The organism is Mannheimia haemolytica (genome assembly GCA_900638155.1).
GTDB classification, from domain to species: Bacteria; Pseudomonadota; Gammaproteobacteria; order Enterobacterales; family Pasteurellaceae; genus Mannheimia; species Mannheimia glucosida.
Genome location: LR134495.1, coordinates 1,802,216 through 1,815,626 on the forward strand (window position 1 = coordinate 1,802,216; position 13,411 = coordinate 1,815,626).

The following is a 13,411-nucleotide window of genomic DNA, read 5'->3' on the forward strand; positions in this document are numbered from 1 at the left end:
TTGTTTAGTATTCTATGACTAAATTAAGAAACAACTTATTGCTTACGGACAAATAAGGTAATCCCCTCCACTTTCTGGACTTCAATCTTATCTGCTACTTGTAAATTATTACCTATAACACGCCAAGTCGTATCACCAAATTTTCCTCGAGCTATGCCGTTAGGTAAGATTTCAACCACAAAACCTTGAGCTCCTAGCATAGCATGCTCCCGAGAGTTAAGGGAACTGTTCTGATCCTCTTTCTTGTCTTTTCCATGCTGATATTTCCACCAAATCAGACTAAAAATAGTCGCAATTATCGCAAATAACGAGATTTGTGACGCCTGCCCTAATGTAAAAAATGCAACGATGAAAGCAAGAATAAGCGAGGCAAATCCCCACCACATAATAAAGACACCCGGTAATACTAATTCTAATGCAAGTAGTACAAAGCCTAATATGCTCCAGCCAATCCAATTAAAAAACCAATCCATACTCCCTCCATACACTCAATTAATCTAGTTTCCGGCTATGAGTTTGTTTTATTGCTTTTTAAAATTTCAGCAATACCGGCAATCGAACCAATCAAATTTCCGGCTTCTAACGGCATAAGTACAACTTTACTGTTATCTGAAGAACCTATTTCTTTTAAGGCTTCAGTGTATTTTTGTGCAATAAAATAGTTAATCGCTGTAGTATCGCCTTTAGCAATTGCTTCAGAAACCATTTGAGTAGCTTTAGCCTCCGCTTCTGCGGCACGTTCACGAGCTTCTGCCTGCAAGAATGCTTCTTGTCTTTCACCTTCTGCTTTTAAAATACGAGATTGTTTTTCCCCTTCAGCGCGCAAGATTTCAGCTTGTCGAATCCCTTCTGCTTCAAGAATATCAGCACGTTTATTACGTTCAGCTTTCATTTGAGCATTCATTGCCGCAACCAGCTCTTTCGGTGGACGAACATCCCGAATCTCAATACGGGTGACTTTTACTCCCCAAATATTAGTCGCTTCATCGACAATAGAAAGTAATCTACCGTTAATTAAATCACGCTGAGAGAGCATATCATCCAGATCCATAGAGCCAAGTACAGTACGCATATTTGTCATGGTCAAATTGACAATTGCTTGCTCTAAATGATTCACTTCATAGGCAGCTCGGCGAGCATCAACCGTTTGAACAAAACATACCGCATCAATCGCAACACTTGCATTATCACGTGAAATAACTTCTTGCGATGGAATATCTAAAACTTGTTCCATCATATTCATTTTCCGACCAATACGATCAATAAAAGGCACAACAATGTTCAATCCAGGGCTTAGCGTTTTAGTGTAACGACCAAAACGTTCTACTGTCCAATGATAGCCTTGTGGCACAATTTTAATAGTCGAACTTAATGCAACTAAAACAAGCACAACAAATGCGATACTAACAATCGGTAAGTCAAAATTCATCATTTGCTCCTTAAATTAACGTGTTGAAGAATAATTAACGTCTACTGGTAATTGCCAATTAATTGGGGGTATACCGTGAGAAATCAAGTAGTTATTGGCCTTCGAAAAATGTTTACAACCAAAAAAACCACGATATGCGGAAAGTGGCGATGGGTGAGGCGAAATCAATACGCAATGGCGATTACGATCGATAAACTGCCCTTTTCGTTGGGCGTGGCTTCCCCAAAGTAGAAAGACTAAATTATCACGGTGTTGATTTAATTGTGCGATCACTTTATCGGTAAAAATTTCCCAACCAATTTGTGAATGCGAACCTGCTCTACCTTGCTCAACCGTTAAGCTGGTGTTTAACATAAACACACCTTGTTTTGCCCAATCAATTAAATACCCATGTTGTGGAATTTGAAAGCCCTCGATATCTTCAGACAATTCCTTATACATATTAACCAAAGAAGGCGGTGGAGCAACTGGTGGTTTCACCGAAAATGCTAAACCGTGAGCTTGATTTGGGCCGTGATACGGATCTTGCCCCAAAATCACCACCTTCACCTCACTAAATTCAGTTAAGGCAAAAGCACTAAACACCTCGTTTTGCGGAGGATAGATGACTTTGCCGGCTAATCGCTCGTTATGTACATATTTTAAAATTTGTTGAAAATACGCTTTTTGTTTTTCTTCGCCTAAAGCTTCTGTCCAAGTTTTCATAAAACCACCAAGTGTATATTTTTTACTCAATCAACTCAATCATGTCTAAAAATGGTTAAATTTTTATCGCTTTTTATCTAAAAAGAGGTACAATAATTTCAAATAAATTTGAATTTTTAAAATTTTTTTATAATTTCAATCTTAGAGGAGATATCAAAATGATTAAAGGTGTACAAATCACAGAATCATCAAACAGCAACTTATTAAACTCTTTCTGGTTATTAGACGAAGCTAAAAATGAAGCTCGTTGTTTAGCTGCGAAAGCTGGCTTTGAAGAAGATCAAGTTGTTGCTATCAGCGAATTAGGTGATATCGCATACCGTGAAGTTCCGGTTAATGTTGCACCAACGATTAAAGTTGAAGGCGGTCAGCACTTAAACGTGAATGTTTTACGCCGTGAAACATTAGAAGATGCGATTCAAAACCCTGAGAAATATCCTCAATTAACGATCCGTGTTTCAGGTTATGCAGTTCGTTTCAACTCATTAACCCCTGAGCAACAACGCGATGTTATTACTCGTACATTCACTGAAAGCCTATAATAACAGCTTTTAAGCATAAGAAGCACCCTATGGGTGCTTTTTTTATTGCTTTTTAAAGGATAACAAGCGGTCAAAACACTGGTTAAATTTACAAAAAATTCCAAAATAATGGTTGACACTGGTATTTTAGCCAGTAAAATACCCTGTATAAAAAGACAGATAGAGGATTTTACTATGGCTTCAATCAGACAAATTTCAGATCAAACGGCAGCTTATCAGCCGATTCCGCTTTATCGGGATTTCAATAGCAGCCGCTCTGTAAAGCTCGATCTTAATTCACTTTGTATCAAACGCCCGAGAGACACTTTTTTTATCCACGTGAAAAACCCAAATTTAATCGCGTGGGGAATTGAACTAGACGATTTATTGATTGTAGAACAGACCAATCAATATTTAGTTAATGATCTATTGGTGCTTGAAAAAGATGGGGAATATAAATTCTATCAATTCTTTAATGAAATTCAGAATGGGGAAGGTATTGCTGAAAAAATTTTATTTTCATTAGATGTGAGCGAACCAAATCTTAGAATTACTGATTGGGCTGAAGTAAAAATAGCAGGTGTAATTACTAATGTGGTTCATCAAATGCGTACTCGTGGAGCATTTACACAAGCTAAGCAACGCGTAGCATAACTTTTTAATTAAAAAAGAACACTCGCAAAAGTGAGTGTTCTTTTCATCTTGGAATTGTAATTTATTAAATTACACGGCGAGATTGTGTGTAGTTTCTTGACCAGTAGCTTTCTGACAATGAGCTGGTGGTTACCCCTCTACTTGAACTAGCGTGTACAAATTTACCATTACCAATATAAACCCCTACATGGTTATTCTTACGGAAAAAGACTAAATCACCTGGGCGTAAATCAGATTTTGAAATGGAATGCCCAACATGGCGTTGTTCTGCAGTTGAACGAGGCATATCTTTACTAAATGCTTTGCCCATTACTTCACGCACAAAGGCGGAACAATCAATTCCTGCTTTTGTTGTGCCGCCTAAACGATAGCGTGTCCCTACCCAATTATGATAAACACCATTAATACGACCACTATAATTCGCTGTATGAGCGGAAGAAGTTGGAAGATTTGCTCGATTGGTAAATACTGAAGAAGACTTAGCTAATCTTTCTGCTTTACTTGCAATGATTTGATTTGGTGTGGCCGGTTTAGAACTTAAACTTGCTACAGCAATGGAAGAATACCCTCCAAAAACAGACAAAATAGAAGCAATAAATACGGGTTTGAAGGTTGTTGCAAAAAGATTTTTTTTCATAATTTATGTCTCGTCTCGCCAGAACAATTACAGCGGTAAATTCCTTAACTAAATCTTCTAAAAGATTAAAAAAGATAACAAAATAAGGTCTAGACTCTGCTAGACCCACTACTCAGACCAGTATAACCTATTTTAGTTCCAATGTGCGTAGAAATTTTATTTCATCTGCCCAAATTTCAGGCGAAATTGTCTCTAAAATCATAGGAATATGGTCAAAATTCGTATTTTGCATAATAAATGCAAATACATCAGTCCCTATTGTACCTTCTCTTAAAGTATGATGGCGATCTACTCTGCTACCTAATGGTGTTTTTGAACCATTTAAGTGCATCCCCCTTAAATAATAGAAACCAACCGTTTGGTTAAAATCATTAAATACCGCCTCGCTCTTTTCATAAGAGCTAATATCATATCCGGCAGAAAATAAGTGACAAGTATCTAAACACACCCCCACTCGGCTTTTATCCTCAACTTGCTCAATAATAGTTGCCAAATGATCGAAATGCCAACCTAAATTAGAACCCTGTCCTGCCGTATTTTCAATCACGGCAATAACATTCGGTACTTTTTCAACTGCAATATTGATCGATTCTGCAATTCTAGCCAAACAATCTTGCTCGGAAATTTGCTTTAAATGCGCCCCCGGGTGAAAATTCAACAATTTTAAACCTAATTGATTTGCTCGAGACATCTCATCAATAAATGCCACACGAGATTTCTCCAATGCCTCCGCTTCCGGATTTCCTAAATTAATCAAATAGCTATCGTGTGGTAAGATTTGCTCTGCTGAAAAATGATGCACTTTACAAAAACGCTTAAATTTTTCGATAGTTTCGGCTTTTAATGCCGGTGCCTGCCATTGACGTTGATTCTTAGTAAATAACGCAAATGCATTAGCACCAATTTCTACGGAACGCAAAACTGCATTTTCCACCCCACCTGAAGCACTAACGTGTGCGCCTATATATTTCATTCAGTCCTCTCTTGTGTTCTGCTATACTAACAATTCTTTTTTCTATCTATTTCAAATTATGAACGAAACTACCATTAACGATTTTTCCCTGCTTTGCCGTTTGTTTGGCAACTTATTTTATCGTCACCCTACCGCCCCTATTTTAGCTGGCACATTTAACTGGCTTGCCCAAGGAGGATTACGCCAAGTCTGGGCATTAAATACGGATAGCCAAAGTGAAAATGCGCTGACTCTCTTACAAAAGAATGCTAACCCTACGCAATTAGCAGCAAGCTATCAAGCGCTTTTTGCTGAAAATGGGGCTATTTCTCCAACAATTTCAGCCTATGGATTATCAGTTAATAATTTTGTAGCTTTTAGACAAGAACGGGCAATGCCTGAATTAGAAAATGCCGATCACGTTGGGTTACTATTTCTCACGGCATCTTGGATCGAAGATAATCTCGATTCTGCCTTAGCTCAAAAAATATTATTCGAACAATTTTTACTACCTTGTGCAGGCAAATTCTTAGGAAAAATAGAAGCTTTCGACAATGGTTTTTATAAAGCCCTCGCACAACTTAGCCGTGATGCCCTTAGTGCTATGGCTGATGAACTTGAAGAAAGTCAGTTAGAAGCGGTAGAATAAATCACCAATTTCAACTAGAGGATTCAGCAATGAAAACACTCAAATTAGGCTGCATTTTTTCACTCACACTTATGTTAAGTAGCTGTGCTTTAACTCCAGAACAGCAAGCTGAACGTAAAGCGAAGCAAATGCGAGCAGAACAAGATTTGCAAGTTCAGCTCGCCAAACAATGTGATATAGAAACAGCGGAGTTAATGTACCAACAATTTAATCCTCCACTTAGCCAAACTGAACAAGAAGAGAAAGCATTTAAGAAACGCTATGCCGAAAAAGTCAGTGATCCTATGTTCCAAGCTTGTTATAAACTTGCTTGGCAAAATTACAAGGCACAAGTAGAACTTGAAGAAATTCGTTGGAATTACGATAGAGATTATATGTATAGAGGCTGGCGTTACTGCTATTATTGCTGGTAAATCTCATTGTATGAGCGGTCATTTTTTAACACCTTGCAAAAAATTGGCGAGAAATGACCGCTTATTAATTGATAGGCTTATTTTATATTTTTCTTCGCCCATTCTAAGAAACGTTTTTGGGTGTCTTTATCTGCCTTCCTAAATAAAAGCTGTAACTCTTCTTGTGAAACTTTATTTGTATCCACCACAATTTGTCCTTTTGCTTCAAGAGGTGCCGTCGCAAACTGTTCAACTGAAGCTGTTTTTTTCGCTAAGTTATATTTCGTTAAATTATCTTCAACTCTTGTTTTCGCAAGGAAACCTTCCCCTTTTAAGAAATCTTGTTTATGTGAAATAACCTTACCTGACTCTGTTTTAATTGTCACGGTCTGATTCTCTTGGAATTTACGGAGATCTAACTTTGAATTTAATCTAGGCACTTCCAATTTTGCATTTTCCGCACTGCCTTGGAAAGTCAAAATGATTTGATCAGAGGTGAAAAAATCCCCTTCAACTGTCCCTCCGACTTCCACTACCACTTGGTGCGTTTTATTCTCGCTCATTTGAACCGAAGTTGTGCCGGATTTAACACGTTGCCCGTCAAAGGCTAAAATATCCACCATTGATGATGTACTTAACGTCCCGGCCATACTCATCGAACTGACGACTAAAGCTGCTAAACTTACTGCTATTTTGGTTAATTTCATTTCAAACTCCTAAAATATGAAGAAATAAAAAGATTTTTGCTTATCCTATGCTAATTTGAGTGAAAATAGCAATGTTTTATTTGCTTTGTGACTGAATTTGCTTATTATAAGCGTACTTTATTTAAGTGGAACAAACTATGAGTGATGAACAGCAAAGTGTAAACACAACCGAAAAATCAGAAAAAAAATCAATTTTACACTCTCTATTTAGCGGGCTTTTCCAAAACGAGCCGAAAAACCGTGAAGATTTAGTCGAAGTGATTCGAGATTCTGTCGAAAATGAATTGATCGACAGCGACACCAAAGAGATGATCGAAGGAGTAATGGAAATCTCGGAATTACGAGTGCGGGATATTATGATCCCCCGAGCACAAATCGTGTTTATTGATGCCAATGAACCTTTAGATGTCTGTATTGATTTAATTATTGAATCCGCACACTCTCGTTTTCCAGTGATTCGGGGTGAGAAAGATACTATCGAAGGTATTCTTCACTCTAAAGATTTATTGAAATATTTACGTTCTGACTCTGAACCCTTTAATCTGCAACAGGTATTACGCCCTGCGGTTATTGTACCGGAAAGCAAACGCCTAGACCGAATGCTAAAAGAGTTCCGTTCAGAACGCTTCCATATGGCAGTAGTGGTTGATGAATTTGGTGCGGTTTCAGGCTTAGTCACTATTGAAGACATTCTTGAACAAATTGTGGGTGATATTGAAGATGAGTTTGATGAAGAAGAGGTCAAACCAATTCGCCAGCTTTCAAGACATACTTATGCGGTATTACCGCTCACCGACATCAAAAAATTCAATGAATTTTTTGCTACAGACTTTAATGACGAAGAGGTGGATACCATTGGTGGTTTAGTGATGCAGGCTTTCGGCTATTTCCCGAAACGAGATGAGCAAATTGAGCTAAACGGAATTGATTTTAAAGTTACCTCAGCCAATAGCCGCCAGTTAATTCAACTACGAGTCACGCTTTCTGATGAACAGTTGGAGAAAATGGAAAAAGCCTCTCCCAACGAAGAAGAATAATATAGGGAATTTCAACCAAGGCACGTTTCGGCGTGCCTCATTTATTTAGTGAGCCATTATGAATTTTGCAAAAAATCCACCATTTTTAACCGCTTGTATTCTTGCTCTCTTGCTAGGAGCTATCGGCACTTTCGCCTATTCGCCTTTTGATATTTGGATTATTGCCTTTGCTTCCGCAGCCGGCTTGGTTTGGTCAGCCACTCTAGCAAATCGAAAAACTGCATTGTGGGCAACCTTTGCTTGGTCTATCGGCTACTTCTGCACCGGTGTAAACTGGGTTTCCGTCAGTATGACCCAATTTGGCGGTGTGCCGACCATTGTAAGCTATATTGCCGTATTTCTGTTGGCGTGTTATCTCGCTATTTATAATCTGCTGTTTAGTGTGATTTCACACAGGCTAAAGCTGAATAATCCGTTTGCATTAGCAGCCATTTTTACCTTTACCGAATATTTACGAGGCGTCGTGTTTACCGGCTTTCCGTGGCTACAATTCGGTTATAGTTTAATAGACAGTCCTTTTGCCGGCATTGCGCCGATTTTGGGCGTTGAAGGTTTGACTTTCTTGGTAATGGTTGCAAGTGGCTATCAAGTGAAAATTATTAAGCAAGAGAGCAAAACTGTGCCATCATTGATAGTGCTAGCGGTCATTTTTGGCTTAAGTTTTGCCACTCGCTTTCTCCAATTTGTGCAAATTGATACAGAAAAACAACCGCTTGTAGTGAGTTTAGTACAAGGGAATATTGAGCAAAAAATGAAGTGGGATCCGCAACATTTCAACCACAGCGTACGAACCTACGAACAGCTCATTCTGCCCCTATTAGGTAACAGTGAACTGATTATTTTGCCAGAATCCGCCATTCCGGCACTTGAAAATCAAATCAGCCCGTTGCTTAGCTCGCTCGACCGTCTAGCCCGCCAACACGGAAGTGAAATTATTATCGGCACACTCTATCAAAATGAGCAAGCGGAACTGTTTAACAGTGGCGTACTATTAGGCGAAAAAGAGAGGGAGTATGCTTTGCACGGCAACCATCGCTACAACAAACATCATCTTGTGCCGTTTGGCGAATATGTGCCGTTTGGCTCAGTGCTGGATTGGATGCGAGAAGTGTTTATTCTGCCGATTAACCTTTCACAAGGCAGTTTCGTTCAACCATCATTCTTGGCAAAAAACAACCGCTTTAATATGGCGATTTGCTATGAAATTATTTTTGGTGATCAGCTACAACAAAACCAAAAAAGTCAAAATTCAGATTATTTATTAACCATCACCAATGATGCGTGGTTTGGCTCCTCCATCGGGCCTTGGCAACATTTCCAAATGGCAAGAATGCGAGCGTTAGAACTCGGCAAACCATTACTTAGAGCTGCGAATACCGGTATTACCGCCATTGTTGATGCCAACGGAAAAGTAATTGAGCAACTGCCGCAATTCACTACCGATGTACTAACTGCTACCATTGTTCCAACCATAGGCGATACACCATTTAAACAATTCGGTCACTGGTTGATTTACAGTTTTAGTCTATTTTGTGTCATTGCCAGCCTGTTACTACGCAAAAAATAAAAAAATCCCCTTAGTCTCTTGGGTCTAAGGGGATTTTTCTATCTCATTACGCTAGGGCTTTTAATAGATTCGCCATTTCAATCGCGACCATTGCACACTCTTCGCCTTTATTACCGGCTTTAGTGCCTGAACGCTCAATCGCTTGCTCTAAGTTTTCCACCGTTAAAATGCCATTGATAATCGGCACACCGGTTTCAAGCGCAGAAGTGCTGATGCCTTTTGCTGACTCGTTCACCACCACATCATAGTGGCTGGTGGCACCACGCACGACTGCACCTAAGCAGATGATCGCATCATAACGACCGCTTTGTGCCATTTTTTTCGCTGCAATCGAGATTTCTAATGCACCCGGCACCCATACGGTGTCGATGTTTTCTTGTTCCACACCGTGACGCAATAATTTATCGGTTGCACCGTTTAACAGTTGGTCGATAAAAATTTTGTGCCAGTTAGTTGCCACAATACCGAATTTTAAACCGGTTGCGATGTAGTTTCCTTGAAATGTTGCCATTGTTTTTTCCTTCTAAAAAATAATCAATTAAAAATGGGTTTATACGGTAAATTGTAGGGTGGGCGTAAGCCCACGCAATCTATTTAACTTTTTTACGTGGACTTACGTCCACCCTACACCAGAATTTGTTACGCTTTATCAAAATTAAACATATGTCGCATTTTGTGCTGTTTAACTTTAAGGTATTCCAAATCGTGTTCGTTTGGCTCAACCATAATCGGCTCACGAGCTACTACGTTAATCCCTTGCTCAATGAGTCCTTCAATTTTTGCCGGATTATTGGTTAACAGGCGAATCGATTTTACGCCTAATTTTTCAAACATTTGCGCAGCGATATAATATTCACGCTCATCATCTTTGAAACCTAATGCAAGGTTGGCTTCAACCGTGTCCATTCCTCTATCTTGCAGTTCGTAAGCACGCAGTTTATTAATTAAACCGATGCCACGTCCTTCTTGACGTAAATAAAGCACCACACCTCTGCCTTCTTGTTCCACTTGGTTCATTGCTGCGGCGAACTGCTGACCACAATCGCAACGTTGTGAGCCAAAGGCATCACCGGTTAAACATTCGGAATGGATGCGGCACAATACATTTTCGCCATCACCAATATCGCCTTTAACTAAAGCAACGTGTTCTTTGCCTGAAATGGTTTCAACGAAACTGTGAGCTTTGAATTCGCCGTATTTGGTCGGCATTTTTACCACCGAAACTACATCCACCAAGCTGTCGTGTTTTCTACGATACTCTTGTAACTGCTGAATAGTAATAAACGGCATATTGTGTGCTTGAGCAAACGCCTGTAGTTCCGGCATCTGCATCATCGTGCCGTCTTCTGCCATAATTTCACAGCAAAGCCCTGCCGGTTTTAAACCCGCCAAGCGGGCTAAATCCACCGTTGCTTCGGTATGCCCGTTACGCACTAATACGCCTCCGTCTTTGGCGACTAAAGGGAAAACGTGCCCCGGACGACGAAAATCCTCTGCTTTTGCCTTTTCATCTAAAATCTTCATACAGGTTAAAGAACGCTCAAAAGCGGAAATGCCAGTGCCGGTTTCAATATGGTCAACTGAAACGGTAAATGCGGTTTGATGATTATCTTCGTTCTCTAGCACCATCGGGTGAAAATTTAATTTCTTGGCAATGTCTGTCGAAATCGGCGTACAAATCAACCCTTTACCATATTTCGCCATAAAGTTGATATTTTCCGGTGTCGCAAATTCAGCTGCACAAATGAAGTCCCCTTCATTTTCACGGTCGGCATCATCGCTGACTAAAATAATTTTCCCTTGTGCAATTGCTTGAATTGCTTCTTCTACCGTTGAAAACTTAAACATTATTTGTCCTTTATTTGGTTAAAACCCTGCATTTTTAAGAAAATCCGCGGTGATTTTACTTTGCGGATTTTCAGGCTCTTTTTTCAATAAAAACTGTTCGATATATTTGCCGACAATGTCATTTTCTAAATTCACCAAACTACCGATTTTTTTCGTACCGAGGTTGGTTTCCTTAATGGTATGCGGAATAATCGATACCCGGAAAGATTCCGCATCAACATCCACCACCGTTAAACTAATGCCATCAATGGTAATCGAGCCTTTTTCAATGATGTAACGCATTAACTTAGGTTCGGCTTTAATGCGATACCACGTTGAATTATCTGCCGGTGTAATCTCTGCCACCACACCTGTGCCGTCAATATGACCTGACACAATATGTCCACCAAAACGCCCGTTCGCCGCCATTGCACGCTCAAGATTAACCGGACTGTTAGTGCTTAATTCGCCAAGTGATGTGCGTTTTAAAGTTTCTGACATCACATCGGCAGTAAATTGCTCCTGCGTAAATGAAGTCACGGTTAAACACACGCCATTTACCGCAATGCTATCGCCTAAATGTACATCAGTCAGAATCTTTTTTGCTTTAACCGTTACCACCGCAAACTCGCCCTGTTTCTTAATTTGGGCTATCTGACCAACTTCTTCGATAATGCCTGTGAACATTTAAATTTTTCTCCGATTTACTTCCAATTTAGTCTGAGAACTGCTTTATCTTACTATTCCCCTCTCCCGTAAACAGGCGAGAGTAAGGAAATTTCAATTTAATGACGAAAGCGAGTCCACTTCATAATCCAACAAAATATCTTCTCCGATTAATTCGGTAGATTTTAGACGTAATTTAACCGCTTGTGCCAACTCAGCAATCCCATTGCCACCAATCGGCGTTTTCGCCTCTTTGCCGCCAATCAGTTTTGGGGCGATATAGCAATGTACTCGATTCACTACCCCTTGTTCCAGCACGCTGAAATTCAGTTGCGAACCGCCTTCAATCAATAAGCTGTCGATCCCAAGTTCGCCCAATTTTTGCAAAAGATCGGCTAAATCCACCCGCTTGTCACGTTCGCCTGTCACTAAAATTTCAACACCGCAAGCGGTATATTCTGCCTGTTTTTTTGCATCATTATTGAGCGTGGCAATAATGGTGCGATATTGGCGCGCAGTTTGAACTAACTGGCTATCCAGTGGCGTACGCAGTTGGCTGTCGCACACAATCCGCACCGGCTGTTTAGCCTTTTCCATTCGGCTGTTGAGCATTGGGTCATCGGCAAGTACCGTTTCCACGCCAACCATAATCGCACTATATTCGTGGCGGGTTTTCTGCACGTTAGCACGAGCAAGCTCCCCAGTAATCCATTTAGATTCACCGCTGGAAGTTGCAATTTTGCCGTCTGCCGTCATTGCATATTTCAGCAGCACATAAGGGCGTTTGGTTTGAATGTAATGGAAGAAAATCGGGTTCAGCGCATCGCACTCAGCACGCAGAAAATCTTCCACCACCTCAATGCCGGCGGCTCTGAGCTGTGCCGCCCCTTTGCCTGACACCAGCGGGTTCGGATCCCGTGAGCCGATAAACACTTTTTTAATCCCACGTTCAATCAGCAGATCGGAACAAGGTGGAGTGCGTCCGTGATGGCAACAAGGCTCTAAGGTGACATAAGCGGTTGCCCCTGTCAGATCTTCCTCGCAATTTAAAATCGCATTGCGTTCAGCGTGCCAACTGCCGGCTTTTTGGTGATAGCCTTCGGCGATGATCTCGCCGTTTTTGACAATCACACAGCCAACTAGCGGATTTGGGCTTGTCCAACCCCGTGCTTTTTCGGCAAGGGTGATGGCATAAGCCATATATTGAACATCAGTCATAAATTGTTAGCAAAAATAGAGGCATAATGAAAGGATTATTGCAATACAAGCGGTCGTTTTTAGTAAAAAATTTGCAAACGCCACCTGTAAAACAATAAAGCCTTGAAATCTCACGACTCAAGGCTTGCAAAAAAGACACAAAAAATGACCGCTTGTGCGGTATTTTCTGCGGTTTTTGACTCTTCTTTCATCCAGACTATACTGTCGGTTTTGGAATTTCACCAAATCCTGCCGATTACTCGGCTCGCGGACTTTACCGCCGATCGGGAATTTCACCCTGCCCTGAAGATTAAAATATGCAAAGAATTTTGCTCGCATTACGATTTGATGTCAAGCGAGAAATTGAGCAAATTACCCTGATTTTAACGATTGATTAAATCGCCAGCATCTACTGTTTTGATAGCCAGAGTTTTTTTAAGATAAATCAAATTTTCCCTTGTTTTTCCCAAA

At 40.3% G+C, this 13,411-nt stretch carries 16 protein-coding genes and 1 riboswitch; of the genes, 6 read left to right on the forward strand and 10 right to left on the reverse strand.

The genetic code is table 11. The annotated features are described in order from the left end of the window. Window positions 1–35 precede the first annotated feature (35 nt). From EL242_RS08850 to ung, 3 genes are read right to left on the reverse strand one after another with little or no spacing between them, the layout of a single operon-like run. Entirely contained in the window at window positions 36–473 is a 438-nt protein-coding gene (locus EL242_RS08850) for an NfeD family protein (RefSeq protein WP_126302289.1), read from the reverse strand. Between the two features lie 35 nt (window positions 474–508). Beyond that, window positions 509–1,429, reverse strand: coding sequence for an SPFH domain-containing protein (locus EL242_RS08855; protein WP_126302741.1), 921 nt, complete (start codon window positions 1,427–1,429; stop codon window positions 509–511). Window positions 1,430–1,444: 15 nt separating this feature from the next. Next, entirely contained in the window at window positions 1,445–2,134 is a 690-nt protein-coding gene (gene ung / locus EL242_RS08860) for a uracil-DNA glycosylase (RefSeq protein ID WP_126302290.1), read from the reverse strand. A gap of 158 nt (window positions 2,135–2,292) precedes the next feature. On the opposite strand from ung, the gene grcA reads away from it, so the two are divergent. Then, window positions 2,293–2,676: an autonomous glycyl radical cofactor GrcA gene (gene grcA, locus EL242_RS08865; RefSeq protein ID WP_006251097.1), complete on the forward strand. Its 384-nt coding sequence runs from the start codon at window positions 2,293–2,295 to the stop codon at window positions 2,674–2,676. Between the two features lie 174 nt (window positions 2,677–2,850). Continuing rightward, on the forward strand, window positions 2,851–3,309 hold the full coding sequence (locus tag EL242_RS08870; RefSeq protein ID WP_126302291.1) for a LexA family protein: 459 nt from the start codon (window positions 2,851–2,853) through the stop codon (window positions 3,307–3,309). Window positions 3,310–3,373: 64 nt separating this feature from the next. Here EL242_RS08870 and EL242_RS08875 read toward each other — a convergent pair whose 3' ends face one another. Next, window positions 3,374–3,946, reverse strand: a complete 573-nt coding sequence (locus EL242_RS08875) for an NlpC/P60 family protein (RefSeq protein WP_126302292.1) — start codon at window positions 3,944–3,946, stop codon at window positions 3,374–3,376. Window positions 3,947–4,073: 127 nt separating this feature from the next. Beyond that, window positions 4,074–4,919: a deoxyribonuclease IV gene (nfo, locus tag EL242_RS08880; protein WP_126302293.1), complete on the reverse strand. Its 846-nt coding sequence runs from the start codon at window positions 4,917–4,919 to the stop codon at window positions 4,074–4,076. 58 nt (window positions 4,920–4,977) lie between these two features. Here nfo and EL242_RS08885 point away from each other — a divergent pair, with 58 nt between their 5' ends. Then, window positions 4,978–5,547, forward strand: a complete 570-nt coding sequence (locus tag EL242_RS08885; RefSeq protein WP_126302294.1) for a molecular chaperone — start codon at window positions 4,978–4,980, stop codon at window positions 5,545–5,547. Between the two features lie 29 nt (window positions 5,548–5,576). Further along, complete coding sequence (locus tag EL242_RS08890; RefSeq protein WP_126302295.1) at window positions 5,577–5,960, forward strand: hypothetical protein; 384 nt, start codon at window positions 5,577–5,579, stop codon at window positions 5,958–5,960. Between the two features lie 77 nt (window positions 5,961–6,037). On the opposite strand, the gene EL242_RS08895 is transcribed toward EL242_RS08890, so the two are convergent. Then, a complete protein-coding gene (locus EL242_RS08895; protein WP_126302296.1) occupies window positions 6,038–6,646 on the reverse strand; it encodes a DUF2057 family protein in 609 nt (202 codons plus the stop codon). A 137-nt stretch (window positions 6,647–6,783) separates the two neighbouring features. Here EL242_RS08895 and corC point away from each other — a divergent pair, with 137 nt between their 5' ends. Both corC and lnt read left to right on the forward strand, forming a co-directional pair. Next, a complete protein-coding gene (corC, locus tag EL242_RS08900) occupies window positions 6,784–7,683 on the forward strand; it encodes a CNNM family magnesium/cobalt transport protein CorC (RefSeq protein ID WP_126302297.1) in 900 nt (299 codons plus the stop codon). A 58-nt stretch (window positions 7,684–7,741) separates the two neighbouring features. Further along, window positions 7,742–9,250 carry an apolipoprotein N-acyltransferase gene (gene lnt, locus EL242_RS08905; RefSeq protein ID WP_126302298.1) on the forward strand — a complete coding sequence of 503 codons (1,509 nt, stop codon included), beginning with the start codon at window positions 7,742–7,744 and terminating at the stop codon, window positions 9,248–9,250. Window positions 9,251–9,296: 46 nt separating this feature from the next. On the opposite strand, the gene ribH is transcribed toward lnt, so the two are convergent. The 4 genes from ribH to ribD form a co-directional block, all read right to left on the reverse strand. Further along, a complete protein-coding gene (ribH, locus tag EL242_RS08910; RefSeq protein ID WP_126302299.1) occupies window positions 9,297–9,761 on the reverse strand; it encodes a 6,7-dimethyl-8-ribityllumazine synthase in 465 nt (154 codons plus the stop codon). Between the two features lie 128 nt (window positions 9,762–9,889). Further along, the gene (locus tag EL242_RS08915) at window positions 9,890–11,098 is read right to left on the reverse strand and encodes a bifunctional 3,4-dihydroxy-2-butanone-4-phosphate synthase/GTP cyclohydrolase II (protein WP_126302300.1); all 1,209 of its coding nucleotides are present in this window, start codon (window positions 11,096–11,098) and stop codon (window positions 9,890–9,892) included. Window positions 11,099–11,116: 18 nt separating this feature from the next. Beyond that, complete coding sequence (gene ribE / locus EL242_RS08920) at window positions 11,117–11,764, reverse strand: riboflavin synthase (RefSeq protein ID WP_126302301.1); 648 nt, start codon at window positions 11,762–11,764, stop codon at window positions 11,117–11,119. 93 nt (window positions 11,765–11,857) lie between these two features. Continuing rightward, complete coding sequence (gene ribD / locus EL242_RS08925; RefSeq protein WP_126302302.1) at window positions 11,858–12,961, reverse strand: bifunctional diaminohydroxyphosphoribosylaminopyrimidine deaminase/5-amino-6-(5-phosphoribosylamino)uracil reductase RibD; 1,104 nt, start codon at window positions 12,959–12,961, stop codon at window positions 11,858–11,860. Window positions 12,962–13,136: 175 nt separating this feature from the next. Further along, window positions 13,137–13,255: riboswitch (FMN riboswitch) on the reverse strand. Between the last annotated feature and the right edge of the window lie 156 nt (window positions 13,256–13,411).